The 16,294-nt window shown below is 64.8% G+C and carries 19 protein-coding genes and 1 pseudogene; 9 read left to right on the top strand and 11 right to left on the bottom strand.

What is annotated here, in order from left to right; genetic code table 11:
• Positions 1-54: 54 nt before the first annotated feature.
• The 4 genes and pseudogenes from AB0I14_RS20280 to AB0I14_RS20265 all read right to left on the bottom strand — a co-directional run bounded on the left by AB0I14_RS20280 (position 55) and on the right by AB0I14_RS20265 (position 2,848).
• Positions 55-426 carry an HAD family hydrolase gene (locus AB0I14_RS20280; RefSeq protein ID WP_358025244.1) on the bottom strand — a complete coding sequence of 124 codons (372 nt, stop codon included), beginning with the start codon at positions 424-426 and terminating at the stop codon, positions 55-57.
• Positions 427-948: 522 nt separating this feature from the next.
• Positions 949-1,731, bottom strand: coding sequence for a hypothetical protein (locus AB0I14_RS20275; protein WP_358025242.1), 783 nt, complete (start codon positions 1,729-1,731; stop codon positions 949-951).
• A gap of 104 nt (positions 1,732-1,835) precedes the next feature.
• A pseudogene (locus tag AB0I14_RS20270) lies at positions 1,836-2,192 on the bottom strand (type II toxin-antitoxin system antitoxin SocA domain-containing protein); the annotation flags it as partial.
• A gap of 356 nt (positions 2,193-2,548) precedes the next feature.
• Positions 2,549-2,848: a hypothetical protein gene (locus AB0I14_RS20265; protein ID WP_358025240.1), complete on the bottom strand. Its 300-nt coding sequence runs from the start codon at positions 2,846-2,848 to the stop codon at positions 2,549-2,551.
• Between the two features lie 269 nt (positions 2,849-3,117).
• Between AB0I14_RS20265 and AB0I14_RS20260 the strand changes: the two genes are divergently transcribed.
• Both AB0I14_RS20260 and AB0I14_RS20255 read left to right on the top strand, forming a co-directional pair.
• Entirely contained in the window at positions 3,118-3,267 is a 150-nt protein-coding gene (locus AB0I14_RS20260) for a hypothetical protein (RefSeq protein ID WP_358025238.1), read from the top strand.
• Entirely contained in the window at positions 3,264-4,460 is a 1,197-nt protein-coding gene (locus AB0I14_RS20255; protein WP_358025236.1) for a hypothetical protein, read from the top strand. The genes AB0I14_RS20260 and AB0I14_RS20255 overlap by 4 nt, the downstream gene beginning before the upstream one ends.
• 331 nt (positions 4,461-4,791) lie before the next feature.
• Here AB0I14_RS20255 and AB0I14_RS20250 read toward each other — a convergent pair whose 3' ends face one another.
• Entirely contained in the window at positions 4,792-4,956 is a 165-nt protein-coding gene (locus AB0I14_RS20250) for a hypothetical protein (protein WP_358025234.1), read from the bottom strand.
• A gap of 470 nt (positions 4,957-5,426) precedes the next feature.
• Positions 5,427-5,906, bottom strand: coding sequence for a rhodanese-like domain-containing protein (locus AB0I14_RS20245; RefSeq protein ID WP_358025232.1), 480 nt, complete (start codon positions 5,904-5,906; stop codon positions 5,427-5,429).
• A gap of 105 nt (positions 5,907-6,011) precedes the next feature.
• On the opposite strand from AB0I14_RS20245, the gene AB0I14_RS20240 reads away from it, so the two are divergent.
• Positions 6,012-6,731, top strand: a complete 720-nt coding sequence (locus tag AB0I14_RS20240) for a DUF1326 domain-containing protein (protein ID WP_358025230.1) — start codon at positions 6,012-6,014, stop codon at positions 6,729-6,731.
• Between the two features lie 68 nt (positions 6,732-6,799).
• On the opposite strand, the gene AB0I14_RS20235 is transcribed toward AB0I14_RS20240, so the two are convergent.
• Positions 6,800-7,618 (bottom strand): mycofactocin-coupled SDR family oxidoreductase, encoded by an 819-nt coding sequence (locus AB0I14_RS20235; protein WP_358025228.1) that lies wholly within the window; start codon positions 7,616-7,618, stop codon positions 6,800-6,802.
• 311 nt (positions 7,619-7,929) lie between these two features.
• On the opposite strand from AB0I14_RS20235, the gene AB0I14_RS20230 reads away from it, so the two are divergent.
• From AB0I14_RS20230 to AB0I14_RS20215, 4 genes are all read left to right on the top strand, one after another.
• Positions 7,930-8,157 (top strand): hypothetical protein, encoded by a 228-nt coding sequence (locus tag AB0I14_RS20230; protein WP_358025226.1) that lies wholly within the window; start codon positions 7,930-7,932, stop codon positions 8,155-8,157.
• A gap of 113 nt (positions 8,158-8,270) precedes the next feature.
• Entirely contained in the window at positions 8,271-9,485 is a 1,215-nt protein-coding gene (locus tag AB0I14_RS20225) for an acetyl-CoA acetyltransferase (RefSeq protein WP_358025224.1), read from the top strand.
• Complete coding sequence (locus tag AB0I14_RS20220; protein WP_358025222.1) at positions 9,482-10,930, top strand: carotenoid oxygenase family protein; 1,449 nt, start codon at positions 9,482-9,484, stop codon at positions 10,928-10,930. The genes AB0I14_RS20225 and AB0I14_RS20220 overlap by 4 nt, the downstream gene beginning before the upstream one ends.
• A 34-nt stretch (positions 10,931-10,964) precedes the next feature.
• Positions 10,965-11,828: a helix-turn-helix domain-containing protein gene (locus tag AB0I14_RS20215; RefSeq protein WP_358025503.1), complete on the top strand. Its 864-nt coding sequence runs from the start codon at positions 10,965-10,967 to the stop codon at positions 11,826-11,828.
• Here AB0I14_RS20215 and AB0I14_RS20210 read toward each other — a convergent pair.
• Positions 11,800-12,969 (bottom strand): Cmx/CmrA family chloramphenicol efflux MFS transporter, encoded by a 1,170-nt coding sequence (locus AB0I14_RS20210; RefSeq protein ID WP_358025220.1) that lies wholly within the window; start codon positions 12,967-12,969, stop codon positions 11,800-11,802. The two genes, AB0I14_RS20215 and AB0I14_RS20210, sit on opposite strands and share 29 nt — an antisense overlap.
• A gap of 539 nt (positions 12,970-13,508) precedes the next feature.
• Here AB0I14_RS20210 and AB0I14_RS20205 point away from each other — a divergent pair.
• Positions 13,509-13,958 (top strand): Hsp20/alpha crystallin family protein, encoded by a 450-nt coding sequence (locus AB0I14_RS20205; protein ID WP_358025218.1) that lies wholly within the window; start codon positions 13,509-13,511, stop codon positions 13,956-13,958.
• Here AB0I14_RS20205 and AB0I14_RS20200 read toward each other — a convergent pair.
• Both AB0I14_RS20200 and AB0I14_RS20195 read right to left on the bottom strand, forming a co-directional pair.
• Positions 13,955-14,560 (bottom strand): GNAT family N-acetyltransferase, encoded by a 606-nt coding sequence (locus AB0I14_RS20200; protein ID WP_358025216.1) that lies wholly within the window; start codon positions 14,558-14,560, stop codon positions 13,955-13,957. The genes AB0I14_RS20205 and AB0I14_RS20200 overlap by 4 nt on opposite strands.
• Before the next feature lie 31 nt (positions 14,561-14,591).
• Positions 14,592-15,026 (bottom strand): hypothetical protein, encoded by a 435-nt coding sequence (locus AB0I14_RS20195; RefSeq protein ID WP_358025214.1) that lies wholly within the window; start codon positions 15,024-15,026, stop codon positions 14,592-14,594.
• Positions 15,027-15,045: 19 nt separating this feature from the next.
• Here AB0I14_RS20195 and AB0I14_RS20190 point away from each other — a divergent pair, with 19 nt between their 5' ends.
• Positions 15,046-15,498, top strand: a complete 453-nt coding sequence (locus tag AB0I14_RS20190) for a cupin domain-containing protein (protein ID WP_358025212.1) — start codon at positions 15,046-15,048, stop codon at positions 15,496-15,498.
• Here AB0I14_RS20190 and AB0I14_RS20185 read toward each other — a convergent pair.
• On the bottom strand, positions 15,473-16,246 hold the full coding sequence (locus tag AB0I14_RS20185) for a VOC family protein (RefSeq protein ID WP_358025210.1): 774 nt from the start codon (positions 16,244-16,246) through the stop codon (positions 15,473-15,475). The genes AB0I14_RS20190 and AB0I14_RS20185 overlap by 26 nt on opposite strands.
• Positions 16,247-16,294: the final 48 nt, after the last annotated feature.

Raw genomic sequence — 16,294 nt, 5'->3', positions numbered from 1 at the left:
CATGGCCAATCCGTTGCCGTTACCGCGCAAGGAGCCGGTGCGATGTCGGTGCACTCAAACACCCTCTGCGCCGAACAATGTTGCCAGTTCTCGCAGAGAATCCACCCGGATATCAGCAAGCGCCGCTTCATCTTTGAGGGCGTGAATATATCCCCACGGACCGCGCCGCACAAACACCGTGCGTATCCCAGCCGCCCGGGCAGGCAGTATGTCGTTATCGAGCCGATCACCGATATACAAGATGCTCTCGGCAGGAACGTCCGCCTCGGCGATCAGCCGGACGAAGAACCCGGGATCTGGCTTGGAGACACCCCACACCGCCGAGGAAGCCACGAAGTCCGCCTCCAGCCTGGCCGCTGCAAGCATCTCCGCGACGCTCGCCGGCTGGTTACCGACGACGCCAACGATGAGACCGACACGACGCACAGCTGCGACGCACTCCAGCGCATCGGGGTATAGATCGCCCTGGCTCGGGTCGAGTCCACCGCGGGGCGACCGACACTAAGAACATCCCATAGATCGTGATGATCTCGCCCGGTGGCGATTAACGCTCCCAGCACCCCGGCTAAGGCCAATGGCGTTACCCCTGACCGCTGGGCAAGTTCGCTCCACATCCGAGTCTCATCAACCAACGTCTCGCCGACGTCGAACGCCACGCATCGAATCTGCGACAAGAACTCCGAAGACACCGCCCCAGGGTTTCACACCACCTCGAGCCCTATCGGTGGTCCGAGTCAAACCGCCGTCTGGCTCGAACAAGGTTGACATTCTCCGCAAATGTCACGTCCGTCGATCTTGAAGGATTGGGAGGCATCAACGGCCTCGCTTACCCCTAGGGCTAGAGCGAAACAGGGTCCCTACGGGCCGGTTGCACCACCGGCCCAACGTTCCAGACGACGACGGGGAAGCAGAGGCCATCGTGTGATCCATCGTTCGTAACCACATGGTCTATCGGCTCATCGCGGCAACGAATACGATGGCTTTTGGCTTATCCGCCCACAGTTTTGCGAACCCATGAGGGAGCGGCTGCTGTCCCCACGTGTGTCCCCAGATAGGTGGATCTGCGGACCGAACCGCGTCGCCAAGGTCGTCCATCATTGCCAGTAGCCGGTTGTGACTGAGCGGAACGTCACCGTAGACCGAGGCCTCTCCCACGTGCCAATCATCGGGATCTCCCTCGTGTGAGTACCGGTCACGCAACTCACGGCTCCGCAATTCGCCTCGCTGATGCGACAGGAAGTGCCGCAGTTCGCGCACGTACTCGACAGGGGCCGGATCGACCGTACTGCCAAAGGCTTCGTGGATCTGCTTCAGCGTCATCCACGATGGCGACAAATGGTTATGAGACACTCTCGCCACCGGCCTGAGAATTTCGCCGCCTTCGGTCTTGAAGCGCAATCGCTTCAAGACCTCCTCGACCGCCTTCTCCAAGTAGACCTCGTAGGCCGTCACCGCATCACGCAACACACCCGAGCGGAGCATCCAGAAAAAATCACTCGGCCAAAGCCCGCCCGCTTTTTCCAGGTATAGCCCGACGGGGCCCCAACCAGGATCGTCTAAATCGGGATCGAAGGACGCCGAGAACTCTTCATCGGCGTCCTTCTCCGCCGCCGCGTACGCAGACTCCACCCACGCGCGTGAGGTCTCCAGGTAAGCCCTGATTTCTGCGTCCGTCTGTTTCCAGTCATCGAAGGCATGGCTCACCACACCGGCCGCTTCGTTCCAGCTCACCGTACGAATGTAGAACTACCCGCAAGTCATTTGCAGGAGTGCCGACATTAGACCGCTGTGTCCGGCGCTGCGAACCTGCCTCGCCGCTGGGAATCCGGGGCACCTCAAAGAGGTCGCCGATAGAAGTAATACTGCTGCGCCTCCTCAGCGATCCGGAATTGATGCGCGTCACCGTCGAACGCGTCCCTCCACGGAGCCTCACGATGAGCGCGCTCATGCAGCGCCCACGCCGCCAACGACCCACAGCGGTCCCACACGTCCCCGAGAAGATCCGAAACCTCAGCGAAGTCATCCCAGTCGAAAGCTTCACCCAGCGCGACGTCGGGGTCGATTGGATTCTTCCCGAAGTCCTTATACGCGCGGTATACCTCAGCGACCACCGGCCCGTGAGCCCAAGCCTGAATCGAGTCACCAAACAGCGGATACCCAGTCTCACCGAGCCGATGGCCCTGGGCGTAGTAGAGAGCTTTTGCAACTTCAGGTTCGACACCTCAGCGTCGACGTTCTCCGCCCACGCAATGAGCCACCGCGCGATGTCACTTGCACGAAACGTGGTCATGGCCAATCGCCTCCTTTCATACGCCGTCAAAGCCTGCCCCATGGACACGGCAACAGACACCTCAGGCCAGAGGAACGCAAGGACGGTGCCGCAAACGAGTTATCGGGGCGGTCGCGTCAATGTCGCTCCTACAGCTCCAAAGAGCGTTGGGGTATCTCAATTAAGGCACTGGTCATGCGATTTCAGGGACTTGGTGTCATCGATAGCGACCAGGCGCGCAGTCTCTACAAGCAGATCTCCGCGCGCGGCTGGAATAGATCAGAACCAATCGAGGTCGGAGGCGAGGACGCCATATGGCTTCAGCGGGCAATCAAGCAGATCGCCGCCGACGCGCCCGACAGTTTGCAGTTCGCATCGAAGACCGCCGGCATCGGTTTGTTCTATCTTCAGAGGTGGACACAATGGGGACCACCCGAATGCGATAGCGCGGATTCTGCACTGGCGCTCGCAATGCGTCCGCAGTCTCGAAAAAGATTGCCTCCACGCTCTGTAGGCACCGCGCCCCCAGAAGGCAACGATCGTCAGCTTGCCCGCCAGGCGCAACAGGTAGGCGGTCATGCGCCGATCATGCGTCTAACGAAGCGAGCCGCCCCCGACCGTTCCCGGGCCGAGAACGCCGTGGCATCAGTCGGCGTCACGGCGCTCAGCAACGCCGAGGTACGCTCACAACCAGTGTGTTGGCCGGGTGGGGGGTTGGCATGGCAAACGAACTACATGTGGATGCAGCGGGCCTTAAGGCAGCGGCTGCCAGCAGCGATGATGTCGCAGCGGGCCTGGCTAGCTTCTCCTTAGCGTCCGCCGCCTCCGCACTGCCCAGTGGTGCCGGCGTGGCCGCCATGAACGCCGCGCTCACCTCCGCGAAGAGCCGCCAGTCGGCGCGCATGACTGGCCAGACCGAGGACCTCTCGGTGAGCAGCGCCCGCTACGACACCACCGACACCGACGGCCACGACGCCATCACCACGGTGTCCGTGTGAGCCCCGCAGCCACGCCCGCTCCGCTGCCTACCCGCTCGGAAATCGAGGAGTGGAGTACTTCGCACCTCTCCGACGCGGCCCGCAGCTGGCGGACCGCGGCCGCCGCGAGCGAGGGCGCCTTCGACCAACACCGGCAGAACGTCTCCGCACCGGGCGGTACCGCCTGGGAGGGTGGCGCCAAAGACGCCGCGCTTGACCGGGTAACCGCAGACGTCGCGGTGGTCGGTCGCCAGAGCAGCGTCCTACGTGAGGCTGCGGGCCTCGCCGAGAACGGCGGCCACGACATCGCGGCTGCCAAGGACAAAGTCGTGGAGGCGATCAGCGCAGCCGAGAACGACGGGTTCCGTGTTGGTGAGGACCTCTCGGTATCCGACAGCCGCAAGTACGACATCACTACGATCGTCGCGCGGAACAGGGCCTTGAAGGAGCACGCCGAAGATATCCGCTGGACCGCCGAGCATCTCGTCCAGGCCGACAAGCTCGTCGGTGATCGCTTGCAGGCGAAGGCCGCCGAGCTCGATGGAATCCGGTTCGACGGTGACGGCGAGGGTGGGTCTGTCCAGGTGGCCAGCTTCGGCTCGGTGCCGGAGTCTCCCCGTTTCCCGCTGCCGGAGAAGCCCTGGGAGTACAACTTGGACCTGACAACCGATCTCAAGGTCTCCGGCGGCAAGAGTGCGGGCGAAGGGATTACGGTTGATGATGTGTGGAATGAGCTGCACCGGTGCTTTAACTGCAACTTCCCGATGGGAGGAGCACCCAAAGAGTTCCCGAAGGTGGGTGACGAGCTACCTCTCGAAATCAAGATGGCCGGCGTGAAGCTCGCAAACTTTCCCGTGAAGGTCACCCACGCGGAGAAGACAGGTTCCGAGATCAATATCGAGTTCGTCACGCTTCCTGGTCACGTGGACGGTCCAGGCAGCACCATCCACTTCCGTTTCTTCGAACAGGGCGGGGAAATCCATCTTGGTGTCAACGCGCACATCACCGACCCTGGTCCAGGCACCGCTTCTGGGCTGCCTGGTGCGCTTGCGCGCGCGGGTTATACGGGTGTCGCGCACTTGAACTGGCAGCCGTACATTGATCGGCTGGCGGACAACATCCAGCAGTCACGCGGGGTCGTACCGAACACGGGACCACCGGTGGTGCCGCCAGGCTTGCCACCCATCGCTGTGCCGAATACGGGGCAAAGATGAAGCGGGCCTTAGTCGTAGCCGCCTGGTTCGTCGGCGGTGTCGCTGCTGGAATTGCCGTGTACGCCGTCTTGACGATGTTGTTGGGAGCTCTTGGGTTTTACTCCCTGGCAGTCAATACCGCGTTCGTTTTCGGGTTCGTGTTGTCCCTTGCAGGCGCAGGCATCGCGTTGTGGCGTTGCCGCAATCGCGGACCGGCCCTGTATTCGTTCCTGGCCGGACTGTTGCTGTTGCTTGGGTATTCATCCATCCAGGTGTTGGCGCTTCAGCCTCAGACAGTCTGGCCGCTCAATCTGTGGGCCTAAGCGTCACCCTGGCGCATGATGACGGGTCGTCACGTCTCCCAAATGTCAGCCTCGGTAAGGCCGGCCGCGCGTTCAGCATCCTGCAGAGGCATCCGGTACCCGTAAGTTTCCAAGTAGTACGCACGCGACTGGGCGAGCTGGTCGAGGTCGGTCACGACCCGGGTACCGAGCGTGCCGCTAGCAAGTGCGCTCACCGTGCCACCACCTCTCTCTGCGGTTCCTAAGGTACCGCTGCGCGGTCGGCGTCGAGTACCACCGTTCGAGCAACATGTCCTAGCACCCAGCGGCCCACAGCTTGGCCAACGCGAGCGACTTGCCCGCGTAGGGATTGACCGCACGCAGCTGCGCGGCGCGGCCCTCGGCCCGCCCACGACGGCAGTTGTCTCCGGTAACCAACTTGGCCCTCTCGCCACTTTCCTGTCATAAACGATGGTAAATCTAGCTAAATCGGGATGGACGCACTTGGACGAACTTTGACTAGTCGCGTTGTTGCGCAAATACTTTCATGGACGAACAGGGACGCCTGTAATACGCGCTCCAGACTTGCCGGTGTCGCAGGTTCGAATCCTGCCGGGGGCACTCTCAATTTTTGTATGACCTCGGGTGATGCTTGACGTTTTGTCTCCGGTTGATGGGTGACAGCGTTTCGGCTGATGCCTTACACCTACGTCGGTTGATCCTTGACACTCCCTGGATGAGGGAGTTGAGCGTGGTCGACCAGTGGCCGGCCACTGGCCTGCCAGGCCCTCATCCCACCCTTGAGTTCGACCACATCGGTGTAGCCCAGCGATTTCAGCGCTTCGGCGGCAGTCGCGCTCATGGGGCCGGTTCGGCAGTAGATCGCGATCGGGGCACCGCGATCGGTGGGCAGCTGATCAGCCTGCTCGGCGATCCGATCGAACGGAATCGACAGGTCCGTACCGGCGATGTCGCCTTCGAATGGCACGTGGACGTTGATCGTCGTGCGGTCGGGTTCGCCTATGGCAGTGGAGAATTCATCAGGGCCGACCAGTCGATGCTGTACAACGCTCGCGGCCGCGGCTCCAGTGGAGGTGGCCGACGGCGACTCGGCCGGTGAGCTGCACGATGCCAGCGACACGGAAGCAACGACCGCCAGTGCACCGATGCACATCCTTGTGAACATGCCGAAAGAATACCCCTAGGGGGTACTTGCGCTCCAGTCTTCGGCGGTGCTACGTTCGCCGTGTCATATACCCCCCAGGGGTATTCAACGAAAGGAGCGGAATCGATGACCACTTCATCGACGCAGGTCGATTGGCATTTGCGCGGAGAATGGTTCGACGTGTGCAGCTGCAAGTTGCCTTGCCCGTGCAGCTTCGCCCAGGAGCCCACGCACGGCGATTGCCTGTTCACCCTGGTGTGGCACGTGCGCGAAGGCCATTACGGTGACACCGATTTGGCGGGTCTCAGCGTGATCGCCCTCGGTGAGTTCGCCGGCAACATGTGGATCGGCGATCCGAACGCGACGATGAAGTTGATGTTCTACATCGATGAGAAGGGCGACGCCGCCCAGCGTGATGCGCTGGAGCGGATCTTCACCGGCAAGGAAGGCGGTTGGCCGGCCGAGTTCGGCAGCCTGATCGAGGAGATGCGCGGCATCGAATACGCCCCGATCAGTTTCGAGGCCGCCGACGACCTTGCCTACTGGCGTGCCGAGATTCCCGGCAAGGTCGACCTCAAAGTGGAGGCCCTGACCGGCCCGACGGCCGACCCGACCCGACGGGTGACCACCACCAATGCGCCGGGCGCCGAGGTCGGCCCGGGCCAGGTCGCGACCTGGGGTGTGGTCAAGGAAGACCACGCCGTGGGCTTCGAGTGGTCGCACGAGCACACCGGTGCCTCGAGCAAGCACTTCCCGTTCGACTGGCGTCCCGAGTCTGCGGATGCGGGCACGAATGAGGCGGACACGGAAGCACAGGCTTCGTCCTCCTGCACCTGCGGCTGCTGAGTCGTTGGCCGGCGCCGGGCGGGACGGCAGCAGCCCCCGCCCGGTGCCGGATCACGGTGTACCGCGTATCAGTTCAGCCCGTTCGACAGGATCATCGACTCCCCGGTCTGCAGCCGACCCCGATCCGACACCAGGTACAGCACGGCATCGGCGACATCCTGCGGCTCGAGCAGGCCGGGCCTGGGCCGTCCCTGCGCGAACATCTCCTCGACGTCCTCGGGGCCCGGGTTCTCCAGGTCGGGCCGGATCACCTTGTACGTCGCCGGGTTGTGGATCATCGGCGTATTCACCCCGGACGGGAGCACCGCGTTCACCGTGATGCCGTACTCGGCAACCTCGTACGCCACCGATTTCACCAGTGCCACCACCCCCGCCTTGGCCGCCGCGTAATGACCGCAATTGGTCGCGCCGGTGCCCGCGACGATCGACGACGTCGCGACAATGCGTCCGGCCCGGCGTTCGATCAGATGGGGCAACACCGCACGCAAGGTGTTGAACACCCCGGTCAGATTGATGTCGATCATGGCCTGCCAGCGCTGCGGCGACATGGTTGCGATCGGGTCGTTGCTGGCGATCCCGGCATTGGCGAGCACCACATCGATACGGCCGAACCGAGAGACTGCGGCATCCACCACCGACTGCATGGCCGCCAGATCGCGAACATCGGCGGTCACCGCCAGGCAGCGTCGGCCCAGCGCGGACACCTCCTCCAACGTCTGTTCCAGGTCGGCCGGGGTCGACAACGGATAGTCGACAGATTCGACCGGCGCGGCGATATCGCACATCACGATGTCGGCGCCTTCGCGCGCGAGCGTGAGGGCATGCGCACGCCCCTGTCCACGCGCTCCCCCGGTGATGAAAGCCGTCCTGCCGTCGAGCTCTCCCATGCCTGCCCTTCCTGTTTTTCGGTCCTTGGATGCAGACCGCCAGTCCCGGCAAAACTCGTCGGCAGCACCCTTCGCACCACCCGACACGCGTGTCACACGGACCAGCTGGCAACACTCCGAAGCGACGCCACGGAACCCTGTTTCCCTTGGCAAATGAATTCAACGCTCTGACCGGGAAGGCTTCGATGAGAGCAAATTGGCTGCACCGTGGCATTCCAGGCGGTTCCCAGGAACATCGTGAGATGCACTAATGTTATCTATAGACGGGGGTCTTGAGCTCGTACACAGCTAACAACCCGGAGGCGAGAAAGATGCGTTCGAAACTGAAGAAGGTCGCGGCAATCGGGCTGGGCACGCTGGCGGTGCCGGTCGGCGTGGCGGTCGCCGCGGCCGCTCCGGCGTCTGCCGGTCCCGACATCTGCGCGACCGGGCCGTACGGCTACGTGCAGGCCTGCGTCGAAGGTCCCGGATGGGTCCGTCCGTGGTACGGCGACGGGTGGCACGGACGCGGCCATGGCCACGGTCACGGCGACGACTGAGTCGGCTTAACCACGGATAACGCCGTGGCGGGAATCCAAACCTCGATTCCTGCCACGGCGTTTTCTCGTTGACCCCCTTTAGTCACTCTCTTAGTTGTAGTAGCGTCGCCGCCATGGAGGATGTCTGGATTCTCGGCGGCTACCAGAGCGATTTCGCCCGCAACCTCAGCCGTGAACAGGTCGACTTCGCCGGACTCACCCGCGAGGTCGTCGACCACACCCTGAACAGCGCCAGGATCGACGCCACCGGCATCGGCGTCGTCCACGTCGCAAATGCCTTCGGCGACCTGTTCGCCGGTCAGGCCCACCTCGGCGCCATGCCGGCCACCGTGCATCCCGAACTGTGGGAAACCCCGGCCTCTCGGCACGAGGCCGCGTGCGCATCGGGCAGCGTTGCGACCCTCGCGGCAATCGCCGACCTGCGCTCCGGCGCCTACGACAGCGCCCTGGTCATCGGGGTCGAACTGGAGAAGACGGTGCCCGGCGATACCGCCGCTGCACACCTCGGCGCCGCCGCGTGGACCGGCCATGAAGCCGAGGACACCAGGTTCGTGTGGCCATCGATGTTCTCCGAGGTAGCCGATGTCTACGACCAGCGCTACGGGCTGGACCCCGAGCACCTGCACGCCATCGCCGCGCTGAACTTCCGCAACGCCAAGGCCAACCCCAACGCGCAGACCCGCGACTGGACGGTCCCCGACCCGATCGAGGCCGACGACACCAGTAACCCGGTGGTGGAAGGGCGACTGCGCCGCTTCGACTGCAGCCAGATGACCGACGGCGGCGCGGGCCTGGTGCTGGTCAGCGACACCTACCTGCGCGCCCACCCACAGGCCCGGCCCATCGCCCGCATCGACGGCTGGGGCCACCGCACGGTCGGTCTGGGGCTGCGGCAGAAACTCGACCGCAGCGCGACAGATCCGTATCTACTGCCGCATGTGCGCAACGCTGTTCTGGATGCTTTCGGCCGCGCCGAGGTGACGCTCGACGATCTCGACGGATTCGAGGTACACGACTGCTTCACCCCCAGCGAGTACCTGGCCATCGACCACATCGGTCTCACCGGCGCCGGCGAATCCTGGAAGGCCATCGAGAACGGTGAGATCGAGATCGGCGGGCGGCTGCCGATCAATCCCAGCGGCGGACTGATCGGCGGCGGGCACCCGGTCGGCGCCTCCGGGGTACGGATGCTGCTCGACGCCGCCAAGCAAGTCAGCGCCACCGCGGGGCCGTACCAGGTCGAGGACGCAAAGACCTTCGGCACCTTGAACTTTGGCGGCAGCACCGCCACCACCGTCAGCTTCGTCGTGGGAGGAGCCCAGCAATGAACACCGAAGTGGTGGCCAAGTACCTGTCCACGCTGCCCGAGGACGACGACCACCCCTACCGCACCGGGGCGTGGCGTCCGCAGACCACCGAATGGGATTCCGACGACCTGCGGGTCATCGACGGCGAGATCCCGACCGACCTCGACGGCGTCTACCTGCGCAACACCGAGAACCCACTGCATCCGGCGCTGCAGACCTACCACCCGTTCGACGGTGACGGAATGCTGCACATCGTCGGCTTCCGCGACGGAAAAACGTTCTACCGCAACAGGTTCATCCGTACCGACGGGTTCCTGGCCGAAATCGAGGCCGGCGGGCCGCTGTGGCCGGGCATCGCCGAGCCGATCGAACTGGCCAAACGCGACCACGGCTGGGGTGCCCGCACGCTGATGAAGGACGCCTCCAGCACAGACGTGACCGTGCACCGAGGCGTCGCGCTCACCAGCTTCTACCAGTGCGGCGACCTGTACCGCATCGACCCGTACACCGGCGATGCCCTTGGCAAGTCGGACTGGGGCGGCAGCTTCCCCGCCGAAGGCGTTTCGGCCCATCCCAAGGCCGACGATGCCACCGGTGAACTGCTGTTCTTCAACTACGGCAAGCAGGCACCCTATATGCACTACGGCGTGGTGGACGCCGACAACCGCCTGGTGCACTACGTCGACGTGGAGCTGCCCGGGCCCCGGCTGCCCCACGACATGGCATTCACCGAAAACTACGTGATTCTCAACGACTTTCCGTTGTTCTGGGATGCCAAATTCCTCGAGAGCAACGTGCACCTGCCCAAGCTGCACCGCGACCTGCCGTCCCGGTTCGCGGTGCTCCCCCGCCGCGGTGCCGCCGGCGACGTCAAGTGGTTCGAAGCCGACACCACCTACGTCCTGCACTTCACCAACGCCTACGAAGACGGCGACGAGATCGTGCTCGACGGGTTCTTCCAGGGCGACGCGACACCGGCCCTCGCGCTCGACAAGATGCAGACCAGGCTGCACCGCTGGCGGTTCAACCTGGTCACCGGCCAGACCCGCGAAGAGCAATTGTCCGACAGCATCACGGAATTCGGCATGATCAACCCCGGTCACGTCGGGCGCGACTACCGCTACGCCTATGCCGCCACCGGGAAACCGGGCTGGTTCCTGTTCGACGGATTGGTCCGCCACGACCTGCACACCGGATCCGAACAACGCTATGCCTTCGGAGACGGGGTGTACGGCAGCGAGACCGCCATGGCACCGCGGATAGGCAGCACCGGCGAGGACGACGGCTACCTGGTCACCATCACCACCGACATGAACGACGCCGCCTCCTACTGCCTGGTGTTCGACGCGGCCCGGGTCCCTGACGGGCCGGTGTGCAAACTTGCCCTGCCGGAACGGGTTTCCAGCGGAACCCACTCCACCTGGGCACCCGGTGACGAGCTGCGCCGATGGCTGGTGCGTGACTGACACACCGGCCGGCGGTACCAACGCCGTCGGGCAGATGTTGGCGCTGGTCGGAGACGAATGGACGCTGCTGGTGATGCAGCAGGCTCTGCTCGGCGCCACCCGCTACGGGGAATTCAGGACCCGGCTGCCGATCTCCAACTCGGTGCTGACCCGCCGCCTGGCCTCCCTGACCGAAGACGGGCTGCTGCAACGTCACCGCTATCAGGAGCGGCCTGCACGCGATGAATACCTGATCACCGCGCGCGGCCGGGCGCTGTGGCCGGTGCTGGTGTCCATCTGGGAGTGGGAACGCCATTGGGTGGCCGAGCACCGCGAATCCCTGCCCGCCATGCGGCATCTGGGCTGCGGCGCAGATGTCAGCCCGGTTTTGACGTGCGGCGGCTGCGATGCACCGACGACGGCCGGCGAGGTGACCGCCGTGTGGGGGCCGAGCGGCGGCTGGGCTCGGTCGCTGCCCACGGTGACGACCCGGCGCCGCTCCGAAGGCGACCGGCGAGACTCCCCGTCCGGGCTGTTCCCCCAGACCATGAGCGTGCTCGGGAACCGCTGGGCGTTTGCGATCCTGGTCGCCGCCTTCACCGGCACGACCAGGTTCTCCGATTTTCAACGGGTGTTGGTCGCTCCGCCCGCGTCGCTGGCCGACCGCTTGCAGACCTTCCGGGGCAACGGGATTCTCACCACCACCGACGAGGACCCGCGTTACCGGCTGACCCCGAAGGGCGCCGCATTCCTGCCCGTGCTCGTCACGGCGCTGGCCTGGGCACAACGTTCGTTCCCGGCCCCCGAAGGCCCCGCCGTGATCCTCACCCACACCGGCCGGGGACACGCTTTCTCCCCGGTGCTGACGTGCGATCGCTGCGGCGATCGGCTCACCGGAGCGTCGGTGTCCGCCGTCTAGCGGCGATCAACAGCGATGCCGGCAGGGCGATCCCGGTGAGCGCGATGGTGACCCACACCGGACCGAGGGTTCCCGCCGGACCGGCGAGCGACGCGGCGGCCAGCGCGGGACCGCACGCGGCCCCGATGTTGAGCGCCGCCGTCGCATACGAACCGCCCATCGTCGGGGCACCGGATGCCGCGTAAAGCACGCGTGCGATGAGAGTGCTCCCCACGGCGAAGGCCGAGACTCCCTGGGCGAACACCAGAACCAGCAGGGCCACCGGATGAGCAGCCCAGGCCGCCAACACAATCCAACCCAGCAGCAACAGCGGGCCGCCCACCCCGATGACCAGGCGTGGATGACGGTCGGAGAATCGGCCCGCCACGGTGACACCGATGAAAGACCCGAATCCGAAAAGCACCAGCGCCACGGGCACCCACAGCTCTCGCAGACCGGCGTTGTCGGTCACGATGGGCGCCAAGAATGTGAACGTGGCGAACGTGCCGGCATTGACCAGGGCCGCGAGAAGCATCGCCGATCCCACCGCGGGTGATTTGAGTTGGGCGAGCTCATCACGCAACGGAGGGTCATCGGCGGTGCCCGAATTCCCTTCAGCCCGAACGGAAATGCCCTTCAGAATGCCGAGCGCGGCGGGCAAGCACAACAGGGCAATCGCCCAGAACGCCGACCGCCACCCCAACAGTGCGCCGAGCATTGCGCCTCCCGGCACGCCCGCGATGGTGGCCATTGTCGTCCCGCCGAGCAGGACCGACAGCGCCCGCCCTTTCTGATTCGCCGCCACCAGCGTGGCGGCCGTGCTGAGCGCCACCGCCAGGAATCCGGCGTTGGCGAGTGCGGCGATCACGCGGGTGCCGAAGAGGACCGGGAAGTTCGGCGTCAGCGCGCCGACGACGTGACAGACCGCAAAGGCGACCACACAGCCGAGCAGGCTGGTCCGTGCCGGCCACCGACGCGCGAGCACGGCCATGGCCGGTGCGCCGATGACCATTCCGACGGCAAACGCGGAGGTCAGTAAGCCGGCGGCGCCGACCGTGACGCCGAGACCGGCGGCGATATCCGGAACCAGCCCGGCGAGCATGAATTCCGAAGTGCCCATGGCGAAAACCGCCAAGGCGAGAAGGTAGAGAGCGATAGGCATCGAGGACTCCGAGGTAAGAGAACGAACAGGAGACGTCTCGTCACCACGGTCAGCACCCAACGGGCGCGGAACGACTGAAGGATCAGTGATTCAGGGGGCTGACGGCGTGACCGAAAGCCCCCATCTTGTGCGCTTCCGGGCTCGACATGCCGCCACCCTACTAAACGCCCGAGGTAGGAACGCAACCGAATTCACCGGACGCAGGTCAAAACTGCACTCCAGGAAGAGGTAGCTGTTGGTTGCGCCCGACTCTCCCGCCGGCTGGCAGCGGGCACTCGGGGCACCACCTTCTGTGGCTGCGAGGAAGGCCGCCGCATTCCCGATTGAGTGCGGGTCGACGCGACCACCTTCCCGCTCCGACCGATGCTGCGCGATTACCTTCACGCCGGGAGCCACCTCTGTGACGTGCAACAACCATCGCAAAATGCGTCGAAAATATTCTGGCACTCACCTTGTCCGAGTGCTAATATCGGCGGTGCACAGTGATTGGCTGCCTGCCAGGGTGGCGGGCTCTTAGACGGTATGGGAGGTGAATTACTGTGCTTCGTTTTGATCCTTTCAGCGACCTCGATATGTTGACCAGGAGTTTGCTGTCAACCGAAACTGGGTCAACTCGCACCCCTCGGTTCATGCCGATGGACCTCTGCAAGATCGGCGACCATTACGTCCTGACAGCCGACCTTCCGGGCATCGATCCGGGCTCGGTGGACGTCAACGTCGACAACGGCACACTGACCATCTCGGCGCATCGAACAGCGCGCTCGGAGGAGTCGGTCCAGTGGCTGACCAGTGAGCGGTTCTTCGGCCGTTACCGACGCCAGTTGTCGCTCGGCGACGGGATCGATACGTCGGCGATCTCCGCCACGTACGAGAACGGTGTCCTCACCGTCACCATCCCCGTGGCCGAACGTGCCCGGCCTCGCAAGATCGACGTCGCGCACGGCGCCGATCGCAAGTCGATCGAAACCACCACTGTCGACGCGGACTAATTGGCCCCACCACGGCGGTCCAGCCTGAAATTCAGGCTGGACCGCGCCGCGGGCCATTCGATATCCAGGATGGAGTACACGACGGTGTCACGACGCGACCCGTCGGACAGCAGTTGCTGGCTGCGCAGTATCCCGTCGAGCTTGGCGCCGAGCCGCTCGATGGCCGCACGGCTGGCGAAGTTGAAGAAGTGAGTGCGGAATTCGACTGCGATGCAATTCAACTCATCGAAAGCATGGCCGAGCATCAACAGCTTGGTCTCGGCGTTGATGCCGGTGCGCCGCGCTGCGGCGGTATACCAGGTATGGCCGATCTCCAGCCTGCGGTTCGGGCCGTCGACATGTAGATAGCTCGTCGACCCCACCAATCTGCCGTCGAGGTTGCGCACCACGAAAGTCACGCCGTGGTCGGCAGCCCGTAGTTCGAACATGCGCTGAACCCACTCGGCGGCACCGCCGGGCCGTGGCGTCATGGTGTACCAGAGCGACCCCAACTCACCGTCCGCGGCGACGGCGTCGATCTCGGGGATGTGCTCGGTCGTCAACGGTTCCAGCGTCACCCAGCGCTGCCCGGTCAACTGCACGGGCGTGATGAATTCACTCATGCACTCAAGCCCTCTCTCTTCGCGCGAGCGCTCATCGGCCTAACGTCGACAACAACGACCACACCGAACACAACCCCGCCAGCACCGCCATCGCACCGCCGACGTACAGCCCGTAACCCGCGGCGACCGGCCCCTTGACGTTCAGCGTGTAATACCACACCGTCAACGCCACCAGGCCCAGCGAAATCAGCAGCCCCGCAGCCGAAGCCCACCGCTGCGACAGGCCGCGCCCGGCCATCGCACCGGCCACGATCAGGCCGGCACCCAGCAGAACGATCAGCTGCCCGGCGCCGAAACCATGCGGCAGCACGATGTTTCCCACTGCCCCGCCGATCGCGTTGGCCCGGCCGCCGCCGTTGGCGCTGGTGGTCAGCCACGGCAACCAGGCGACCACCACCAGGACCGCAGCACACAGGGCTGTCAGCCACCCCGGGGTCACGCGCCACCCTGGACGCAGACGAACCATGACGACGAGACTATCGGTTGTGACCGAACTTCCCGACTGGGCCAGACGGCTCGACCTCGCCCCGCACCCCGAGGGCGGGTGGTACCGAGAAACGTGGCGCAGCGAACTGACGGTGAGCCAGTCTTCGCTACCGACGGGCTACTCCGGACCGCGCAGCGCAGGCACCGCGATCCTGTTCCTGCTGATGCCCGGCCAACAGTCGGCCTGGCACACCGTCCGCAGTGCCGAACTCTGGTTCCACCATCGGGGCAGCCCGCTGGTCCTGGAGATCGGCGTTGACAGGAGCACAGCTGACGCGCGGCTGCTGGGCCCGGACATCGAAGCCGGGCAGCACCCGCAACTGCTGGTGCCGCCCGGTCACTGGCAGCGCGCCAAGCCCCGCGACGATGAGCCCGCCCTGGTCAGTTGCGTGGTGGTGCCCGGCTTCGACTTCGCCGACTTCGCGCTCAGCCCTGCAGCGACGACAGATTGAACCCGGCTCCGGTCGGATCGGCCACCGCGGCCAGCCGACCGTACGGGGTGTCCTCGGCCGCGCGCACCACCGAACCGCCATTGGCGACAACCAGCTCGATCGTCTTGTCCACATCGTCGGACCCGAAGAACGTGGTCCAGGTCGACGGCGCGCCCTCGGGGATGAACCCCGACCCGTCCATCACACCGACCAATTCCTCACCATCGAATGCCGCTGTGCTGTAGCGGAACTCGTCGGTATCCGACACCGTCTGAGTGGTCCATCCGAACACCGTCCGGTAGAAGTCCAGCGCCTTGGCGTAGTCGCTGGTGGTCAGCTGGTGGTACACCGGCGCGCTCGCCTCGTTGAACAATGCGAAGCCCTCGTGGCCGCCCGGCTGCCAGATACCGAAGAACCCGTTGGCGGTGTCGGTCATCATCGCCATCCGGCCCTTGGCCGGGATGTCCATCACGCCACCGCAGTTGCTCCCTCCCGCCCCAATCGTCGCCGCCACGGTGGCGTCGGCATCGGCGGTGTGCAGATACGTGGTCCAGGCGTCCGGGGCGTTCCACTGCGGGTCGTTGCGCATCAGCCCGGCCACCACATTGCCGTCGACGGATGCGGTGACGTAACCGCCGTACTCGGGGCCGCCGGTCTCGAACGTCCAGCCGAACACCGCACCGTAGAACTGCTGGGCACGCTCAACGTCGGACGTGGTCAGGTCGATCCAGTTGGGGGCGCCCAGCGGGGCGCTCTGACGGGTAACCACGATATGTCTCCTTCACGGTGAATGGTCGGTCGCTAGGTCTGACCATCG

Source organism: Mycobacterium sp. NPDC050441 (genome assembly GCF_040655355.1).
Taxonomy (GTDB): Bacteria; Actinomycetota; Actinomycetes; order Mycobacteriales; family Mycobacteriaceae; genus Mycobacterium.
Note: the sequence above shows the minus strand (reverse complement) of the source record. Positions and strands in the feature narration are given on the sequence as shown.

What these genes read in the sequence shown, in the direction of transcription:
- AB0I14_RS20265 (WP_358025240.1), bottom strand. Translation starts at nt 2,848, where the DNA reads ATGACCGCCTACCTGTTGCGCCTGGCGGGCAAGCTGACGATCGTTGCC.
- AB0I14_RS20245 (WP_358025232.1), bottom strand. Translation starts at nt 5,906, where the DNA reads ATGTTCACAAGGATGTGCATCGGTGCACTGGCGGTCGTTGCTTCCGTG.
- AB0I14_RS20240 (WP_358025230.1), top strand. Translation starts at nt 6,012, where the DNA reads ATGACCACTTCATCGACGCAGGTCGATTGGCATTTGCGCGGAGAATGG.
- AB0I14_RS20235 (WP_358025228.1), bottom strand. Translation starts at nt 7,618, where the DNA reads ATGGGAGAGCTCGACGGCAGGACGGCTTTCATCACCGGGGGAGCGCGT.
- AB0I14_RS20230 (WP_358025226.1), top strand. Translation starts at nt 7,930, where the DNA reads ATGCGTTCGAAACTGAAGAAGGTCGCGGCAATCGGGCTGGGCACGCTG.
- AB0I14_RS20225 (WP_358025224.1), top strand. Translation starts at nt 8,271, where the DNA reads ATGGAGGATGTCTGGATTCTCGGCGGCTACCAGAGCGATTTCGCCCGC.
- AB0I14_RS20220 (WP_358025222.1), top strand. Translation starts at nt 9,482, where the DNA reads ATGAACACCGAAGTGGTGGCCAAGTACCTGTCCACGCTGCCCGAGGAC.
- AB0I14_RS20215 (WP_358025503.1), top strand. Translation starts at nt 10,965, where the DNA reads ATGTTGGCGCTGGTCGGAGACGAATGGACGCTGCTGGTGATGCAGCAG.
- AB0I14_RS20210 (WP_358025220.1), bottom strand. Translation starts at nt 12,969, where the DNA reads ATGCCTATCGCTCTCTACCTTCTCGCCTTGGCGGTTTTCGCCATGGGC.
- AB0I14_RS20200 (WP_358025216.1), bottom strand. Translation starts at nt 14,560, where the DNA reads ATGAGTGAATTCATCACGCCCGTGCAGTTGACCGGGCAGCGCTGGGTG.
- AB0I14_RS20195 (WP_358025214.1), bottom strand. Translation starts at nt 15,026, where the DNA reads ATGGTTCGTCTGCGTCCAGGGTGGCGCGTGACCCCGGGGTGGCTGACA.